This is a genomic window from Mesorhizobium sp. M0239 (genome assembly GCF_040321815.1).
GTDB lineage: Bacteria > Pseudomonadota > Alphaproteobacteria > Rhizobiales > Rhizobiaceae > Mesorhizobium.
In genome coordinates, this window is the sequence record NZ_JAMYSG010000025.1 from 69,793 (window position 1) to 87,207 (window position 17,415).

Sequence of the window (17,415 nt, forward strand, 5' to 3'; positions counted from 1 at the left end):
TGGCACCACAGTTTCACCAGCTAAAAAGGCCCCCCTCGCGCGGACGGGCGGAAGGACACTCTTTGGTGCGAAATCTAGATTGCTCGCGGCATCCATGGAACTCCGGGGTTTGCCGTTAAAGCCTCTTGCCACAGATGGCAACTCAGTGTGATCTTGAACATTGAGAAAAGCCCCCCGCGCGGTAGCCGGTCCGTAATGAGAAGTCACGTTTGACTGCTGGACGGATGCGCCGCCGAATTTGACGGCAGCCAATGCCGAGCGCATCGCCTGTGGCATCTCCGCGTCTTCCGGCAGCCCGCATGCGAATTCGGCAGCCTCAGGCAGAAGCGCGCTTCGCTTTGCCCGCGAGGAGATCTTCAAGCTCTTGTTTGGGCACTGGCCTGGACAGCAAGAAGCCTTGTAGCTGGTCACAGCCGAGTTTGCGCAGATAGTCGCATTGGCTCTCCGTCTCCACACCTTCGGCCGTGGTGCTGAGGCCCGTTGCCCGGGCCAGGTCGATTATCGCCTGAACGATAGCCTCGTCACCATTTGAGTGGCCAAAGCCCTGCACAAAACTTCGGTCTATCTTGATCCGGTCGACTTCCAGACTCTGCAGGCGTCCAAAGGAGGAAAATCCCGTCCCGAAATCATCAAGAGCAAAGCGCACCCCGATGTCACGCAGCGCTTTGATATTCTGCTGACACTCAGTCCGGTGCTGCGATAGCGTGCTTTCGGTAACTTCCAGTTCGAGCCGTCGGGGGTCCATATGAGTCTCCAACAAGATGCTCGTCACTCTCATGGCGAAGCTCGGATTACTCAGCTGCAATGCCGACACGTTCACCGCCAATGTCTCTATTGGCCAGTGCACGGCATCCTGACACGCCCGCCGGAGAACCAGTTCGCCCAGGTGTTCAATCAGCCCCGTCTCCTCCGCCAAGGGTATGAACAAGTCGGGGGCAATCCAACCGCGCTCAACGTGCGACCAGCGGACAAGGGCTTCAACGCCCGTCATCCTGTTTGTGTCGGCGGTGTATAGCGGCTGATAATGGACCTGGATTTGACCGGGCGCTTGCAGCGCGTTGCGTAGGTCCTGTTCCAGACCCTTGCGCATCGCCAGCGTCTGGTCCATCTCGGTTCCGAAGAATGCATAACCACTCCGGCCCCTGGCTTTGGCGTGATACAGTGCAACGTCGGCTTTGCGCACCAACTCGACCCAGTCCAATCCGTCCCTTGGAGCGAACGCTCCGCCGACACTCACCCCGACAAAAACCTGAGCCCCGGCGACTTGGAAGGGCCGGCGAGCGGACTCGATCAAATGCTCGCACAGGGCCTTGACCTCATCTTCGTCTGCGACCGAACGCTGGATGATGATGAATTCATCTCCACCCAGGCGCGCGACCGTGTCGGCCTCCGTGGTTAGCCGCCTCAGTCGATCTGCGAACTCCCTAAGCAACTCGTCGCCGGCGGGATGACCAAAGGTATCATTAACCTGCTTGAAGCGGTCGAGGTCGAGGTAAAGTATCGCTAGCTGCTCGCCTGTCGATGGCAGCCGCGAAAGCGCATCAGCTAAACGCTCGTTGAATTGGCCGCGATTGGGCAGCGCCGTAAGGAGATCATTGTGGGCGAGGTGAAAGATTCGATCTTCGGATTCAATCAGCTTCAAAGTCCGCCTGCGAAAGGCCCTCAGAGCTACAATGACACCGCCCAGCATCAGCCCGAACAAGGCGAAGAGAATTGGAACCAGTTGAAAAAGGACGAGCGTCCCGGGCCGGTATGGCTGCCAGATGAAGAAGCCGACGGTCGAGCCAGATCGGTCGACAAGGGGATAAGATGCCTCTGCGGAGGCAAGCTTATCGACCCAGGAAAAGCGCGCGCCGTCGAGCAGGTAGTCCTGGCGCAGCGAGGCAAGGAGACTGCCATCGAGATATCGGACGGCAACGTGTAGAAACTCCTGACCCGGAGTTTGCCCGATATGGCCACTGTCGGAAACGACCGGCTTGATACTCACAACGGCAGGATGGCCCAAGATGACAGCCATGTCGGAAGCACCTATCGTGAGCACCTGCTCCGTAACTCCCTCGGTGTCCCCACGTCTCAGTCTTGCCCTGAGAAGAGCCACAAGAGGCGCTGTCGTGGAGTGTACGGATTGGTAGCTGGAGGACACGACAGTCGAGCCCGCCGACGAATGCGTAGACGGGCGCGTCATTCGCATCGAGAATGTAGACCTCGTCGTGGCCAAAATAAGTGTGCATCCAGCTGCCGAGATTTGTATCGAGCCATTGTTCATCGCGGCTCCGCAGCGCTTTGACCGCGTCATCCCAAACCGTGACGCTCTCCTGGTCATGTGCTACTCCGCGCTCCAGTTTGGATACCGGCTCTGCCCATCATCATGGTGACGCTGCTTGTCGCGATCATCACCACAGGCCTTTTGTTTTGGTCGGCGATCAAGACTGACAGTGTTGCCGTGTCGCGACAAAAGAGCCTGGTTGCGCTGATGATCCGATCTCATCGACCGGTGTCGGACCGGAACCTCTCGGCCGTGGGCCTTTTGCAGCAAGGATCAGCGCGCTGAAGCGCCGCGGCGCCTTTTTTGGCTGGTTATCGCCGACCGATCTACGGTGACCACGCCACCGCAGTCGATTCGTACCGTCAACCTATTGGCTTGGCGATCGATGCGAATGATGTCCCCAACAAGGAAAACTCGATCTCCGGCGCGGGTTTTGGGTGGCGGTTCAACCGCATAAGGAGCGTTATACGACGGAATACCTACTCTGGCGCGACCACTCGGGAGGATCGCAATGACCGTAGCGGTGAGCGTGACCTCGTCACCGGTCTCAAAATCCTGAAGCACGCGAACTTGGAGCATGAGTTCCTCCGGTGCTGTGACAAGTTAATGCCGACAAACTCAGTTGGTTGCGTGAAATCGTCACGACTGGCGAGCACGCCTTCTTCGTCGGCTTGCGCAGCGTGGGATCTCCTTTCCTTGAGCGATGCGAGCGGCTCCGGTTCGTCCCTCGACTGCCTGACCCACTGCTTGATGGTTCTCGATCTCCTTGTCTGGAGGACCCGCAACCTTCGTCGTCCTGAATCATTTAGGCGCCTGCATAGTGCTGCGTGGGCCCCGGTCGGGTGCGTTGTGCGATGATCATTCAAGTGAGACAACGGCACTCGACACGCGCAGATCAGTCCCGGCGTCTCCCAATTTCAATGTGGCGCGGGCGGCTACCGTCCCGAACCCTCGCTCGAGCGGGGCGGCCGCCTGCCGTGAATGGGGCGTCGGGATCTGTTCGCATAGCTGCCCACATACTCAGGCTTTATCTGAACGGCTTGACTGGGGAGGTTGAACTGCTCGACGCTCAGAGGAACAGGGCTCGGCGGCCTGACCTGCCGCTACATCTAATTCCTGTCAGCCACGCGGCGCCAACAGCATGATGGGGCAGCTGAGCGACCTTTGGAGCGGACACTTGCAATTGACAATGATGAACTTCGCCACCTCCTCCGGACCCCTGGCGTCAACCTCGCGTATGGCTCGAGACGCTGCAGAGGAGTTGGCTTTGCGCCTAGATGGAAAGTATCGCTAATGACGGTCGGCCATCAGCGGGCGTGTCACGGTGAACCGTGCCATTTCTTGGGCGAACCGATGCGGGCCAATTAAAGAACGTGGAGTAGATATTTTTTCGATGAATGAGCTTGTTCTCGGAATAGCTGTGGATCCTATTCCTCGCCCGTTTCCTCTACGGCAGGTCCACCACGGGGTTTCGATGTCTTTGGAGCCTCTTTCGGAGGATCATGTTCACGATCTCTGGACCGCTGCTCGAGACGCGGAATTACAGGAATGAGCTCTTGCTGAGGATGTACCCAGCAGACCTGGCACTGCTGCGGCCTCATCTACAAAGCGTGTCCCTCCCGCTGAGAACCCAGCTTGAGACAGCGGGGGGCAAAGATCCAGGCGGTATATTTCTTCGAGAGCGGGGTTGGGTCGGTGGTGGCCGAACTGAGTTCGGCGATCGAAGCCGAGGTGGGCATCATCGGCTTTGAAGGGATGACCGGATCGGCCCTCATCATGGGTGACGATCAGTCCATGCATGACTGCTACGTTCAAGTGGACGCCGATGCTCTGAGCATCGATGCTGGCCCGTTCGCCGCAGCGCTTGCAAAGAGCCCGACCTTGCGGCCTTTCCTCCTCCGGCACGTCCATTATTTTCACCTGCAGGCCAGCTACACCGGGCTGATCAGTGCCCGGCTGAACATCCTCGGGCGACTGGCCAGATGGCTGCTGATGTGTGCTGACCGCGTCGAACGCGAGCGTCTGGCAATAACGCATGAATCTTGTCGGTGATGCTCGGTACGAGACGTCCGGGCGTGACGATCGCGCTCCAGACGCTGGAGGGCCAGGGTTTAATCCGCTCAACGCGTGGGGAGGTCGTCATCCGCGACCGGGCCGGTCTCATCAAGATCGCGGCCGGCTCATACGGAAAGCCCGAAGCCGAGTACGCGCGCTTGATCGGGCAGCTTCACTGATACCGAGGTGGACTATCAATCTCCCGGTGAAAGGCTGCGCCACCGAGGGTCGACAGAGATTGAACGTGACGTCAGGGCTAAATCTCGCGCCACCAACATTCCCTACAGGCGCGGACCCTGCACATCTGGGTCAATTTGCTGTAGCCGGCCCGGATTGCCGCCTGTGTGGCGTTCAGGTCGATCATGAATTCGTCGACGAAGCACGCTTGCTTCGGGGGTTAACTCGTTTGCGGGCATGGATGGTCTCCTTCGTCTGAGCGGGTGCGGGAATTTGGTATGTTTCGAACATTGCTAGCGGCGGCCCGCTATGGTTGTTTTTTATTGTTACGTCTGTGGAGGAGTGCGGGTGGTGGACGACCAACCAAAGAACAGTGTTTCGATTGAGCAATTAGACGGGCAGTGGGCGGTTCAGATCGTCGAGGACGGCGTGATCACGCAGCAGCTTTTCGAGACGGAGGAATTCGCAAGGAATTTCGCAGCCGGTCAGTGGCAACGGTTAAACCCGAAGCCTGTTCCCCCATTGCGCCGGCAACGGCGGTAGACTGCTAAGCTTCAAAATTGCTCAATTCTCGGATGCTGCACTGGGGCGGAACTTTGATGCAATAGCGAAGTTCGAGAGGAGATATGTTCGCAGCAGGCACGCAGATGAACGGGATCGTAAACCACATCCTGGCCGAGGTGGCAGAGATACTTCCTTCGCTATCACCGGACGAAAAAGATTCGCTGCCGAAACTGCCAGTCGACGCACCCAACTTTTCCAACGACCTGGAACCGGTGATCCGAGCTGAGACGCCACCCCCGCAGCAGAAAGCAGAAACCGTAGACCGTCAGTGCGACGGGAAGCCGCCTCAAGGCGAAGCCTGATGTCGGACAATGGGCGGAACCGAGCTCGGGAAGGCGCGTTGCTCCCCAGCGCCACTCCACGAAAGGCCGGATCAATGGTGGACAACCTATCTCGCAGGGAAGAACAACGCGGCACGCGACGACTCATGGCGTGGGGCGTGGCGGTTATTGCCGTCATTTTTCTAGGCCTGATGGCATTCTTTGTACTCACACCTTTATCGAACGGCTCTTGGCAAACGGCACCGTTCAAGCGTGCTCCTGAGCAAAATCAGGGCGGTAATGCGCCAGCAGACACGTCACCCAGCCCAGGCGTGAAAAAAGACCCTCAGGAAAATACTGAAATGCCCGAGCAGCAGTAGTGGGGTTGTCAACAATTCCGCACCAGCTGGAAACTTTTCCGGGGCTGCCGGGCGATTTTAACAAAGAACCCGCCTGACTTGGGCGGCTTCCGGCGCATCTCCGAGCATGAATGTGCCGTGAGCATCACGTAAGGGAAGACCAGAACGGGAACGAGCCAAGAACCCGCTAGGTTTTGCGATCCAGTTGCCGAGCATCGATCGTTATGATCGAACTCGCCGCCTTGTCCTCAGCCAAACCGATGAGGCAATCGATCTCGAACATCGCCTCCATATGGCCTCGACGACTTACCGACCGGCGTAGGGTGTGGAGCGCGTCTCGCACCTCACATAGAGTGGTACGAAGGGTAAGTGGCATGGGGGAGCCCGCCTTATCGCATTCAACCACCAGCAGGTCTGTCCGGTTCCGTACAACTGAAAATAATGGCTGGCAGCCCTCAGATCATTCTCTTCAGCGCGCCGACAATATCCGCAGGGCAGAATTGTACATTTAAACGCTTTGTCTGTTCTCGTTGACTTGCCGGATTGGCAGGAGTTGAGTTCGCCATCAGCAAACGGTCCGATCGTGGCCTCCTTTATCCGAGCGACCTCGCCCTTTGCCAACGCGTATTTGAACAAGCTCGGATCGAGCGCGGCTGGGCCGCCAAGGCGGTGTGCGATACGGCGGCAGCAGCATTTATTGCGGCACTTGTAGTGAGAATGAAGCAGTGGACACGAGAGCCTACGGCAGGTCAGTCTCGTGGGCGGCACCCGGTTCGAAGGCCCCAGTACTCACTGATTGCTCGCTGCGGGGTAGTCCCCTGCAACATCGCAACTAGAAGGACGGTCGTCAGATCCTCAGTTGGCGAGCCTACCTAAGAGTCTCCGCAGGCGCTAAATTTCTCGTAAGGTTGGAACCTGTTCGTGAAATCGAAGTTTGGTTTGCAGCTTGGCTTCCGGGCCAGGTCTCAAAGCAAAGGCCCGTCGCTGTTTCAGTGTCCCTCAGCGGCGGGCCTAGTTCGTCAGCCGTTCGACTGTCTCGATGATGGCTTTCGCCAGAGCTCCGCACGCCAATTACCGGCAAGCCGCACGGGAATTTCACAGGCGCGTCGCTTAGGCATTATCGGTAGTAGTCGACACGATCAAGCAGCCAAAGCATGAGTTGAGTGACCGTGCCGACCAAAGCTGGACACGAGGGTGGGCCTAATGACCAGGTCCAATGATACTAGACAACGGCATTTCTACAATTAAGCCTGATGGCCTATGTCGGATAAGGTGTCCGCCGCCTCGCCCCAATAGGCGGCGGACTCTAATGGCGCTCCTTTAAAAATCGGGCTTCACGAAGTAGCGAATTCCAGTCGGTGCCGATAAGCTTGATCAGACCGCGCGCGTCCGGCTCTGAAATGCCGACTTCTTCAGACAAACGTCGGGCAAGCAGTTGCTGGTTGTCTTTGTCCACACGTCCATCGCCATCCTTTTTCATTGGCTCCTCCTTTGAACCAACTGCCGGACTGCGCTTTCGTTCACGGAAAACGAAAAAGCCAGCCGTCCGGCAAGTCAGCAGCCTTCGGTGGTCTTTTTCATCTGGCCAGGAGCAGCCGAGTTGGCATCGGTATCCTGTTGACCTGGCGCTGCCTGCTTGGCGCTGCCAGTTTGTTGACCCGGAGCGCAGTCCTTGGCGGATTTCGAGTTTGTTCCACTCGTGGTGGTCGAATCCGTCCGCTGATTGGTCGTAGTGCTCGGCATTGTCTTTGTTGTCGAGTTCGACGACCCGCCTGTGGTCGTGGTGGTCGATTGCGCAAAGGCGAGGCCAGTTAACAGTGCCATAATGGCTGAAGCGAAAAGAACCTGTTTCATGATCAACTCCATATCGGAACGTCCCTTCGGTACCGAACTTCGCTGCGAAATGACGGTTCCTAGAAAAATGCGCAATCGCATATCCGGAGCCCATCGCGCGCAATGGCGACGGGCTCGTAGTCATGCTTCGGTATAGTACTCGAGGTCCATTGCCTCTTCAGAGCTAACCATAAACCACCCCGGGAACTGAACTGACCCCCGAAAGTTGGACATCAACCTTCGGGGGTTTTCATGTCCAAACACAGCGAGAGTTTGAAGCGCACTGTTGTTGATCGTTATTTGAGTGGTGAAGAGAGCTATGCGAGCGCCGGGATGCGCGTAACTGGCTTACTGTGAATGCGAGCACGCTAGCTCAGCTAGGAACAGCGGATATGAAGCTTTCCCATTGAAGAAAGCACATTTGCAAGGTGGTCACTTCGCGCAACTCCACGAGAGGCCGGCGCCTACGCGATCCGCGGGCCTAATCGAGCCGGTGGCACTCTGGGTGACCGTGGTCGGCCCGACCGACGCACGGCCCGCATGGCGGTCGACTTCGTTGTCGAGTCCGATCGTCCAGCGGACGGACGATTGGGGACGACATCGGCAACACCTTCATGTCGACGATGACGTTTCCGCCTTCACCGACGAGCGCGGAACCGATCAACCGCGTTCGTCCGTGTGCGACACGCGCCGAGCGGTGCGCGCGGCCGGCCGGCGCTATTCAGATCGACTGCCGCAGGTCGATTGACGCAAGGAACGCCAAGGACCGTATCTGATTTCATGTTCCCTTCACGATTCTGGGTTTGGTCGGTCGCCGGGATTGAGCCGCGCTCTCGATGGCCAAGGTCAACCGCTTCTCGTCCTCTATGGCGCGGTCGACTGCCTCAATTTCCTCTTGGAGCGCCTTCAGCTCGGCTCCGTAGCTGGAGCCGTCGCTATCCCCAATTTGAAAGCCACTTGCCCGCATCGCGTCGCGAGTATGGTGCACATTACGGATTCCTTCGCGTCGAGCCGCGACCAGAATTTCCCTAAACTCATCAAGACGTTCAACGTGACTGCGGGTCATTGCGTTCTCCTATTTCGTCGTTAGCGTCGCCGACGGCCAGTCAAGAACGGTGGAACCTCACCGCGCAGAAGGCTTAAGTGATTTACATCAGATACCCTCGCTAAAGCATTAGTACGGAAGCTCAAATTTGAACGGCTTGCAATAACGTGTAGAGCGAGCACAGCTACATTAGGCTTCGGCCAAATCATTGCCTATCGGGGTTGTTGGTTAAGGGGGGCCAAGGATCAGGCGCTGGGGCGTTCCCGAGGTGGACTGACCACCAAGATCCACATGCTCTGTGGCACGCTCGGCCGTCCCTTGCGGTTTCTGATCACACCTGGCCAAGCCAATGACATCACCGCTGCTCCTGATCTTCTGAAGGGCCAGGAGGCCTGTGCCGTGCTGGCCGACAAGCCTGTGACAGCAACGACTTACGCCAACGCATCGCCGGCATGGAGGCCAAGGCGGTGATCCCATCCAAGCGCAACCGCAAGCCGCCCTCCCTCACGACACCGACATCTACAAGCACCGAAACCGCAATCGAACGATGCTTCAATCGCCTCAAACACTTCCGTAGATTCGCCACGCGCTACGACCGACGCACAGTTCACTTACAGGTTTCGTACACCTCGCCGCCGCAATGATCTGGCTACGCTGAATATCGATCCGGCTAGCGAAGCGCGGCGCACCCTTGCCGCAATCGGCATGTTCACAGAAATGCTTCGGATCCGCGCCCGCTCGTGAGGGGCCGGCGTCATGCCTTCCGCAAACCTCAGCGGTTCGTCGCTCAGATCGGTTTGGTCGGCGCCACCAAGGCATGGTGATCGAGGGAAGCTTGTTGGCAACCGTCGCGTTGATCTCCCGGCCGACGCGATTGCACTGCAATTGACCCTTCATATCGTGGCTGAGGATGTCCTTCCTTCGGAGTCGCCGGGCCCACCCAAGCATCATAGTAAACCTGATCGAGAATGACCGGTCGCCGATCGGGCAGGTTCTCATCGGCTGTCCGCCGGCTCGGTGACAGTAGAGCAACTGGTGATGTCGAGATTGGAATTGTGGGCCACAGGCTGGCAGATGGAACGTCCCATGGCCGGCAGGTAGATGTTGCCAAGGGTCGTCGGCCATAATCAGACAGCGCCTGGACTGGAACGCGTCGCGAAAGGCCGGCACTGTGTCGACCCCTCTGTTTCGGCGTTGAAATGGCGGCTTGGGCAACTCCTTCGCCCAGACGCCGCAGGGCAGCGTTTAGCGAGCCACGACGGCTAAAAGGCCAGCCACTCGATCGGCGGGCGCGCAATCATCAGCCAGAAGATGGCGAGCACAGCCGCAAAGGCTGGAAAGCCGAAGGCGAACCAGAGCCTGAACAACTGATTGTAGCGCTCAGGCGGGGGTTGGTTGGACGTCGCGGCGTTGATGGCGAGATCGCGCATCTTGATCTGCATCCAAACCACAGGCAGCCAGAACAGGCCGGTGGCAATGTAGAGCAGGATCGAAAGAACGATCCATCCTTCAGCAAGCGAATAGCCCGCGTACTGGGCGAGAGCGATTCCGGTCACAGGTTGCGCAACAACGGCCGTAGCCGTGAACAGAAAATCGGCGAGGACGACGATGCGGGCGACAGCCGCGATGGTCGCGGCATTTCCGGTTCGGTGTGCCAGAAGCATGAAGAAGGCGATGCCGGCGCCAGTTCCCAACAGCACAGCCGCACCGATGACATGCAGGTATTTGAGCACGAAATAGACCATCAGCGTTCCTCCAGCACCGCCAGCGCGACAAAATGCAGAACCAGGATCGGCAGGATCTTCATCAGCGGGCCGAGCGGCTCGTTCCAGAGCTCCGGCCGCAGAATGCTCCCAGCGATCGCATAGAAAAGCGACAGCGCGATTGCACCGAAGAGACCAAGCCGGCCGGTCGGGCGCCAGGCGATCAGCGCGCCGACAATCATGTCGGCCAGCGCCCCGGCGACGACGGCCGGTCCGGCCAGCGCGCCGACCGCTGTGTCGATGAGCAACTCAACACCGCTGCGCCAGCCGGTGGTGAGGGAAATGATGCCGGTCATGATCCAGAAGAAGGGTAGCACGGCGAAGATCGCCGGCTTGACGAAGTAGAGACCGGCGAACCATCGTTCCTGCACCGTGGCAGGGTTAAGGCTGAGTGCGGTTGCAAGACTTGACGGTTGAATGCCGGTCTCCGCTATCCACGGCTGGGGATCACCGACCGCGCCCCGCTCGATCTCCTTTGCGGCATTGCTGCGCATCGGCGGACGCCAGCCGAGCTGAGCCGCCGCATCCCCAACCCGGTATAGGATTGCTGCGGCCCAATTGGGCAGGATGAATTCCCGGGCGCTGTTCCATCCGAACCAGTGGCGGTAGCAGGCAACGACCTTGTTCATGGAAAGGGCTTCAGGCCCAGCCAGTTCCAGAGCGAGGCGCGATGGGCTGTCGGGCCTAAGAAAGAAGAGAACGGTGGAGATCACGTCGTCGAGCTGTACGACCTGAAGACGACCCGTGTCGGGCATCACAGGCAACAGTGGCAAAGCAGCGAGACCACGAAAAAGCGCGCTTGCGCCGAACGCCGGCCTCCCCAGCACAACCGAGGGGCGCAGGATCACCCAGTTGAGATCGCGCGCCATCAATGCCTCATCGCCAGCAAGCTTGCTGGCGGAGAAAGCGGACGGCTGCTGGCGATCGACGCCGATAGCCGAGAAGTGGATGACCTTTTTCACATTTGCCTGTTCACACGCGGCAAAGAGTGCCGAGGCGCCGCCTGTATGGACATGCTGGGTATTCTCGCGAACGCTGTCCTGCAGAACGCCGGCGCAATTCACAACGGCATCGGCACCGGCAAGATGAGGGATCCAGTCCTGCGCCCGCAGCGCATTTGCCATGTCGAGCAAGATGGGAGGAGGCCCGGTGAACGGGGCAACACTGGGGCGATGGAGCACACGAACGACGTCATGTCCCCCGGCTGCCAGCCGCGCGCAAAGCGCGGTCCCGATCAAACCCGACGCGCCGGTGACGAGAACTCTCATTTAGCGTGCCCGGCATTCGGCGACGCTCGCGGCTCGAGCGGTCTCGTCGCGGGGCCGGAAAGAACCTCACCAGCTTCATCGAAGCGGGATCCATGGCATGAGCAGTCCCACGTCCGGTCGACCGAATTCCATCCAACAACGCAGCCAAGATGGGTGCAAATCGCGGAGCGGGCGGTTACCGTACCGTCGTGCGCCTTCCTGATAGCCAGTTGCTCTCCGTCGTGCTCGATCACCCCCCCTTCTCCTGGGCGGATCTTGCTGATTTCCATAGTTCTTGAACCCAGGAGCCGTTCGGCCACCAAATGAGTAGCCGTCTTGACGTTCTCAGATATGAACGTCGGGCCGCCTGCGAGCGGCTTGATACGAGTCGCGTCGAAGATCTCCGCCGCAGGGTGGGATTTGCCGAGAAGCTGCGACGCGAGGATCTCTCCTGCAACGGCACCTTGTGTGATGCCCCATGCGTCGAAACCGGTAGCAACAAGAAGGTCTGGTTTGGAAGAACTCGCCAAGCCGACAAAGGCCATTCCGTCCATTGATCGGAAATCTTCGTTTATCCAAAGGTGCGACGGTTGGTTGATAGCGAACGTTGCCTTGAGGAAGGCCAGCATGTCGGCGACGGCGCGATCCGCACCCTCGCGGTCTCCGGTCTTGAATTCGCCGCCGGCGGCCACCAGAAAGCGCTTGCCGTCACGGTTCGTCGTGCGAAAGGAATGAGACGGCCGGCCGGCACTGATGAACATGCCGTCCACTCTTGCTTGTTCCGGCAGTGGCGCTGCCGCGACCGGATGCGCGAATGGGAAAGCCTTGGCAAAGAAGAGTCCGTCTCCGATGATGGGCATCTGCGTGGCGACGACGACCTTACCGGCGGTCACAATGCCGCCAGCCAGAGTCAACTGATAAGGCCCCTCGCCTGCAATCTCAAGAACGCGGCTATTTTCGAAAACGGAGATGGTGCTCTCGCTCACCAGACGGGCCAGCCCGCAAAGATAAAGATACGGATCGAACTGGTACTGGCCGGAAAAGCGGAGCGCCGCGGTCGCCGTAACGGGCAGCTCCGGATCGGACAGGAATTCGGCGGGCAATCCAAGCGATGCGGCGGCGTCGGCCTCACGGCGTAACGTGTCCGCCTGTTGTTCGTCTTCAGCATAGATGAAGGCAGGTTTGGCTTCCAGCTTGGCCTTATCCACCATAAGCAAGCACTGTGCAGCGATCTCTTCCTTGGCCTTTTCATTCGCGTCCGCGTAAAGTTTCGCGCCTTCGCGGCCGAAATTGCGAATGAGGGAAGCGAATTTGAGCCCATGCTGGGATGTGACCTTGGCGGTGGAGCGGCCGGTGGCCTGCTGGCCGATCTGACGTGCCTCGAGGAGCGCGACCCTCAGACCCGAGCTGCGTAGCAGATAGGCAGTGTGCAGGCCCACGATGCCCGCGCCGACGATTACGACTTCGAAGTCACGGTTGCCTTGGAAGGCACCGAAAGAAATCTCGGGCTCTCGATCGAGCCAAAACGGGATCGGCTTCATCGGCCAGTTCCTCTCTCGCGCCTTTCCAAGACTGACAGTTCGGCGTCGGCAGGCCTGCCGAATGCCTCGGCTTCGGCGGCTTCCAACTCGCTGAGCGATTTCGCGAGCACGGTACCCCACACGATGTGCACGGCGATCATCAGCAGATTCCTTTCTGCAGGATGACGCCATGCGGGAGCAAGAATTCGCGCTGCAGGAATCCAACCCAGGTAACTGGCTGTCCACACGCCGAGCCCATAGAGTATGCCGCTGCCGCGATGCCGAGGCAAAAGGGCAAAAACGGCGCCAGTGATGGCGCCGAAGCCAAAATGTGCGAACAGAGTATTTGTTCGCGCCTGCCTTTCATCGCGCCCGGAGTTCAGGCGATCGACAATTTCACGCGGCGGCAAAGGGTAGCAATTCGTCCCGTTTAGCAATCCATGGAACCGGCGCATGGCACTGGTCATCGCCATCGTTGCCGCAAGGCCGGCCAGAGCTCCCAACATGACGTGTCGCATAGCATTCTCCTGACGCGATCCTGCCCAACGAGGGTGCGGGTTGATTGTTCCTTGAGGTGTATCTCGATCGCATTGCAAGGTTGCTGCACGGTGGCCGCGGAAGTTCAAACGCTATCGAGGCGCCGGGCAGGGTCTCAAGGCTGATTGTCAAGGAAATGATCGTCAACACGTTCCCGAGCCGGACTGACAACCAAATCCACGCTCTTGTCGACGCCCAAGGCAGGCCGCTCACGGCAGGCCAGGCGAGCGACATCGCCTCCGCAGCGGGCTTGACTAAGGGTTTAGCTCAATGCTGCTCGCCGACGGGGGCTACGATGCCGAAGCATTGCTAGGGCCAATATCCCTCGCCCAACTGTAGCCCAGATAGGAACTCCATCCACGCCCAGCCAATTCGACCTTGACAATTATGTTCCGTTTTTGTTCACTGCGCACAATCTTTTGGAGCGATCTCATGGACCACATTGCGACGCTCACAGCCGCCAGGAAGCTGTTTTGCAGGCAATCGCTGACAAGTTCATTGCTCAGAAATGATTATCCTCAATTGCCATTTGCAGAACGGCTTGACTCGCTCTCCGCACCGCGCCGGGCAAGTCGCTAGATCTAGGAGACCGAAATGGCGACAATGCATCTGCACGCCGACGCCGAAGCCGAATTGCACTCGGAGGCGGAGGAGCTCATCGCTCGCTACGAAAGCCCGCTTGAGGCCGTGAAGGCGCTCATGGCCTACAACTGCGAGCTTGAGACCCAAGTCCTCGCTCTCGCCAACAGGTACCCTGGCTTCGTGGCGATCAGCTACGATCCCACGCCGCCTGTGCTGGCATGACTTAGGCGGCTCTCGATGCACGACCTTATCGCTTTCATTGGCAATAACACCGAACTGGTCATCGCCCAGCCGACAGCCTTCGCCACATTCGCCGTGCTGTTCGGAGGCGGTGGATTTGCAGTTGGGCGCTATTTCTTAGCAGAGCGCATTGCCAATCTGGAAAGCCGAATTGCCAGACGAGATGACGAAATCATTGAGTTGAGAGCTAAACAGGCATGGCCAGAGCGGGAGGCATCGATGATACCGATCATAGGCACGTCTGAGTTTCTTCCCAGCGAGCCGGTCAAGTCACGCCAGCCGGTTGGCCAGCGGAGGGAGAGCCTCCATGTCAGATAGCTTGCTGCCGCAACAGAAGGCCCGGAGAATCATCGTCGTCACAGCATTGACCGCGATGAGAGCGGCGACCTTCAGCTCGTCTTTGGGTCAGCCGAGCAGCAGACCGAGGACCGCGCCATAAGGACCGCGAGGGGTCTGGCGTAAACACGCTGGCGTCATTGCGTGGTCGCGCGATGCCAATCCTTCGCTTGGCGAATATGGGGAGCCCACAACCCTCTTTGTCGGCGGCGACGTGCCAGACCTGGAATGACCACCGTTGCCGCAAGAGTGTATACGGACCGCCGCTAGACCTTGGCCTTCTGCCTTGTTGGCGCTTTCTTTGCTCGCGTTTTCGCAACTGCCTTGCGGCCAAGACCGGAAGATTTGGCGAGCTCCGACCGTTGAGCCGCGTAGCTCGGCGCCACCATCGGATAGTCTCGTGCGAGGCCCCATTTGGCCCTGTACTCGTCGGGTGTCATTCCCAGCAAACCAAGGTGGCGCTTCATAGACTTGAACTTGCGTCCGTCCTCAAGGCTGACGATGTAATCGCGAAACACCGACTTCTTTGGATTAACTGCCGGAACAAGCGCGGGCGGCAGCGCTTCCACCGGCTGACTCAATCCCGACAAGGCAGAATTCACACTGGCGATCAACTCGGGGAGACCGGCCGCCGGGATCGCGTTCTTCTGAACATACGCCGCCACTATGTCGGCAGTGAGCTGCAATAACTGGACCTGCTGAGCTTCAGCGTCATTCTGCATGGTTCAAGGCTTTCCCATCTGATGTGCCTGTGTCTCTATTAAGGAGGTGCACAAAGTGCAACGGCCCGCGGATAATGAATGGATCTCACGCGAAGAAACTTGTAAATACCGGTCCCGACTTAAGCTGTGATAAGTGTGGCACTGCTCTGCTGGCTGATCTGTCCAAATTGCAGGGCTTCGGTGGCCGACCGGTGCAGCGCACTAGAAGGGTGGCCTGCTTGTCGGCGATATTGTCCAAATCCGGATGTCACAGTCAAACCACTCAAGTGGGTCGACATCCTCTCGGGACCAACAGGAGATCGCCATCGGTGCACGTCGTGTCGCCTTCGTCTGCATAGTGGCGTCTGAGGAGGTTCGCTCCGCAACTCCAGAGCTTCGGAGCCTCGATCGCCGGCTCCTCCCGGCCCTGAACCTTTCAGCCTGGCACACCGGGGAGGCGGAAGTGGGTTTTTCGGGAAATACTTATCGGGTCCCGCTAGACAGGAAGCCTGGCCCGAAGAACAGTGGCGCACGTCGCACGTCGCACGTCCGCACGTCGCACGGCGGTGGCCGCCGTGGCGGCGCACTCCACCGACCCCAAGGACCGGGGCTGCCGCGGCCATGGTCGAAATGCTGGTTACCATGACCGCAAACGTATCAGGCGCGAGTTGATCAAGACGCACGGGAACAGCCGCAACACGCCGAGCGCGAGGCGAAGGCACTAAGCCACAATCGGAGTTTTTATGGGCGCCTGTTTTCGAGCGGGGCTGGATTGCTCGGGCGTCGAATCAATGAGAATCGTTAAATTCGGTTCTTGCGTCAGATTGCGAGTCGCTTGGTGCTTGTTCCGCTGTCGCTAGCGGCGTGAAATCAGTGTCAGGCCGGATTCGGCGACAAAACTCGCAGACCAGTTCGATGGTGGCTTGGATGTCATCGAGACACAGCACTTCCGACGGCGTGTGCATATAGCGAAGTGGCACGGAGATGACCCCTGTCGCGACACCGCCTCGGCTTTCCTGCACGACACGAGCATCAGTGGGGCTCTTCCCACCCGTGGCCTGCTGCTGAAACGGAATCTGCCTATCTCTGGCGGCTGACGTTAAGATCCCGAGAACAACAGGATTCGTATTGGCACCTTGGGAAATGCCCGGGCCTTTGCCTAGATCGAGCCTGCCTTGCTCCTCCGGTCTGGCACGGGGATAATCCATGGCGACACCCATATCCACCGCGAGCGCTGTTTGCGGAGCGATGTTGAACGCCGCGGTCTGGGCGCCGCGCGACCCGATCTCCTCCTGCACTGTGCCGAGGACGTAGATTCCCACGTCTGGGTGGAGGCCGCCATTTTGTGCCAGGGAACGCACCACCTCGGCTCCGATCAGCAAGCCAACCTTATTATCGAAGGCTCGGCCGACAACATAGTTGCCGCGAAGGACCGCGAACGCAGACTCTATGGTTACAGGGTTGCCGACCTGAACAACCGTTTCAGCTTCCTCGCGCGAGGTCGCTCCGATGTCGATCCACAAATCCTTCAAGGAAGGTGTCTGAGTGCTATCGGACAACTGGAAGGTTTGAATCGCCTTCCGTCCGACAACTCCGAGCACGTGTTCTTTTCCATGCACCCGAACCCGCTGCCCTATCTCGGTGGCCACGTCGGTCCCGCCGATAGTGCTGAAGAATAAAAAGCCGTTCTCGTCGATATGGTGGACTATGAACCCCACCTCGTCCATGTGACCAGCGTACATAATTCGCATAGAAGCGCCGGGATTTATGACGGAAATGACATTGCCCATCACATCGGTGGTCACCTTGTCTGCGAATGGCTCGACGTATTCGCGGTACAGCTTCGCGACGGGTTGCTCGAACCCGCTAGGAGATGGAGTGGCGACGATCATCTTCAAGAAATCGAATGCCTGGTGCCGCATCGGGGGTA

The 17,415-nt window shown here is 58.8% G+C and carries 20 protein-coding genes and 2 pseudogenes; 9 read left to right on the forward strand and 13 right to left on the reverse strand.

Going from position 1 to position 17,415, the window contains the following annotated elements; translation table 11 throughout:
* Nucleotides 1–316: 316 nt before the first annotated feature.
* On the reverse strand, nt 317–2,017 hold the full coding sequence (locus NKI99_RS24450; protein WP_352612336.1) for a putative bifunctional diguanylate cyclase/phosphodiesterase: 1,701 nt from the start codon (nt 2,015–2,017) through the stop codon (nt 317–319).
* Nucleotides 2,018–2,222: 205 nt separating this feature from the next.
* Nucleotides 2,223–2,342: pseudogene (locus tag NKI99_RS24455) on the reverse strand (CHASE4 domain-containing protein); the annotation flags it as partial.
* A 26-nt stretch (nt 2,343–2,368) separates the two neighbouring features.
* Here NKI99_RS24455 and NKI99_RS24460 point away from each other — a divergent pair.
* Nucleotides 2,369–2,551, forward strand: coding sequence for a hypothetical protein (locus NKI99_RS24460; RefSeq protein WP_352612338.1), 183 nt, complete (start codon nt 2,369–2,371; stop codon nt 2,549–2,551).
* On the opposite strand, the gene NKI99_RS24465 is transcribed toward NKI99_RS24460, so the two are convergent.
* Nucleotides 2,540–2,845, reverse strand: a complete 306-nt coding sequence (locus NKI99_RS24465; RefSeq protein WP_352442707.1) for a hypothetical protein — start codon at nt 2,843–2,845, stop codon at nt 2,540–2,542. The genes NKI99_RS24460 and NKI99_RS24465 overlap by 12 nt on opposite strands.
* A 1,116-nt stretch (nt 2,846–3,961) precedes the next feature.
* Here NKI99_RS24465 and NKI99_RS24470 point away from each other — a divergent pair.
* Both NKI99_RS24470 and NKI99_RS24475 read left to right on the forward strand, forming a co-directional pair.
* Entirely contained in the window at nt 3,962–4,318 is a 357-nt protein-coding gene (locus NKI99_RS24470; protein WP_352442708.1) for a cyclic nucleotide-binding domain-containing protein, read from the forward strand.
* Between the two features lie 23 nt (nt 4,319–4,341).
* A complete protein-coding gene (locus NKI99_RS24475) occupies nt 4,342–4,500 on the forward strand; it encodes a hypothetical protein (protein WP_352442709.1) in 159 nt (52 codons plus the stop codon).
* A 77-nt stretch (nt 4,501–4,577) separates the two neighbouring features.
* Here the strand turns inward: NKI99_RS24475 and NKI99_RS24480 are convergent.
* Nucleotides 4,578–4,703: pseudogene (locus tag NKI99_RS24480) on the reverse strand (terminase small subunit); the annotation flags it as partial.
* A 146-nt stretch (nt 4,704–4,849) separates the two neighbouring features.
* On the opposite strand from NKI99_RS24480, the gene NKI99_RS24485 reads away from it, so the two are divergent.
* From NKI99_RS24485 to NKI99_RS24495, 3 genes are all read left to right on the forward strand, one after another.
* Complete coding sequence (locus tag NKI99_RS24485) at nt 4,850–5,041, forward strand: hypothetical protein (protein ID WP_127296812.1); 192 nt, start codon at nt 4,850–4,852, stop codon at nt 5,039–5,041.
* 83 nt (nt 5,042–5,124) lie between these two features.
* Nucleotides 5,125–5,364 (forward strand): hypothetical protein, encoded by a 240-nt coding sequence (locus NKI99_RS24490; RefSeq protein WP_352442711.1) that lies wholly within the window; start codon nt 5,125–5,127, stop codon nt 5,362–5,364.
* A gap of 74 nt (nt 5,365–5,438) precedes the next feature.
* The gene (locus tag NKI99_RS24495) at nt 5,439–5,702 is read left to right on the forward strand and encodes a hypothetical protein (protein WP_127296814.1); all 264 of its coding nucleotides are present in this window, start codon (nt 5,439–5,441) and stop codon (nt 5,700–5,702) included.
* Between the two features lie 1,285 nt (nt 5,703–6,987).
* Here NKI99_RS24495 and NKI99_RS24500 read toward each other — a convergent pair.
* The 3 genes from NKI99_RS24500 to NKI99_RS24510 form a co-directional block, all read right to left on the reverse strand.
* Nucleotides 6,988–7,161, reverse strand: coding sequence for a hypothetical protein (locus NKI99_RS24500; protein ID WP_127258409.1), 174 nt, complete (start codon nt 7,159–7,161; stop codon nt 6,988–6,990).
* A gap of 74 nt (nt 7,162–7,235) precedes the next feature.
* Nucleotides 7,236–7,535, reverse strand: a complete 300-nt coding sequence (locus NKI99_RS24505) for a hypothetical protein (RefSeq protein WP_128304883.1) — start codon at nt 7,533–7,535, stop codon at nt 7,236–7,238.
* 757 nt (nt 7,536–8,292) lie between these two features.
* The gene (locus NKI99_RS24510; RefSeq protein ID WP_127296815.1) at nt 8,293–8,580 is read right to left on the reverse strand and encodes a hypothetical protein; all 288 of its coding nucleotides are present in this window, start codon (nt 8,578–8,580) and stop codon (nt 8,293–8,295) included.
* 231 nt (nt 8,581–8,811) lie between these two features.
* Here NKI99_RS24510 and NKI99_RS24515 point away from each other — a divergent pair, with 231 nt between their 5' ends.
* A complete protein-coding gene (locus NKI99_RS24515; RefSeq protein WP_352442718.1) occupies nt 8,812–9,030 on the forward strand; it encodes a transposase in 219 nt (72 codons plus the stop codon).
* A 791-nt stretch (nt 9,031–9,821) separates the two neighbouring features.
* Here NKI99_RS24515 and NKI99_RS24520 read toward each other — a convergent pair.
* The 4 genes from NKI99_RS24520 to NKI99_RS24535 are packed head-to-tail and all read right to left on the reverse strand — an operon-like array spanning nt 9,822 to nt 13,607.
* A complete protein-coding gene (locus tag NKI99_RS24520) occupies nt 9,822–10,304 on the reverse strand; it encodes a DUF2269 family protein (RefSeq protein ID WP_127296816.1) in 483 nt (160 codons plus the stop codon).
* Entirely contained in the window at nt 10,304–11,590 is a 1,287-nt protein-coding gene (locus NKI99_RS24525; protein ID WP_128304881.1) for an SDR family oxidoreductase, read from the reverse strand. The genes NKI99_RS24520 and NKI99_RS24525 overlap by 1 nt, the downstream gene beginning before the upstream one ends.
* The gene (locus NKI99_RS24530) at nt 11,587–13,110 is read right to left on the reverse strand and encodes an FAD-dependent oxidoreductase (protein ID WP_352442712.1); all 1,524 of its coding nucleotides are present in this window, start codon (nt 13,108–13,110) and stop codon (nt 11,587–11,589) included. Before NKI99_RS24530 ends, NKI99_RS24525 begins: the two co-directional genes overlap by 4 nt.
* Nucleotides 13,107–13,607, reverse strand: coding sequence for a hypothetical protein (locus NKI99_RS24535; RefSeq protein ID WP_352442713.1), 501 nt, complete (start codon nt 13,605–13,607; stop codon nt 13,107–13,109). Before NKI99_RS24535 ends, NKI99_RS24530 begins: the two co-directional genes overlap by 4 nt.
* A gap of 613 nt (nt 13,608–14,220) precedes the next feature.
* Here NKI99_RS24535 and NKI99_RS24540 point away from each other — a divergent pair.
* Both NKI99_RS24540 and NKI99_RS24545 read left to right on the forward strand, forming a co-directional pair.
* Complete coding sequence (locus NKI99_RS24540) at nt 14,221–14,430, forward strand: hypothetical protein (protein ID WP_128304879.1); 210 nt, start codon at nt 14,221–14,223, stop codon at nt 14,428–14,430.
* 15 nt (nt 14,431–14,445) lie between these two features.
* Nucleotides 14,446–14,766 (forward strand): hypothetical protein, encoded by a 321-nt coding sequence (locus NKI99_RS24545; RefSeq protein WP_128304878.1) that lies wholly within the window; start codon nt 14,446–14,448, stop codon nt 14,764–14,766.
* A 284-nt stretch (nt 14,767–15,050) separates the two neighbouring features.
* On the opposite strand, the gene NKI99_RS24550 is transcribed toward NKI99_RS24545, so the two are convergent.
* Both NKI99_RS24550 and NKI99_RS24555 read right to left on the reverse strand, forming a co-directional pair.
* Nucleotides 15,051–15,506, reverse strand: coding sequence for a Ros/MucR family transcriptional regulator (locus NKI99_RS24550; protein WP_352612341.1), 456 nt, complete (start codon nt 15,504–15,506; stop codon nt 15,051–15,053).
* Between the two features lie 767 nt (nt 15,507–16,273).
* The gene (locus tag NKI99_RS24555; protein WP_352443060.1) at nt 16,274–17,407 is read right to left on the reverse strand and encodes a M20/M25/M40 family metallo-hydrolase; all 1,134 of its coding nucleotides are present in this window, start codon (nt 17,405–17,407) and stop codon (nt 16,274–16,276) included.
* Nucleotides 17,408–17,415: the final 8 nt, after the last annotated feature.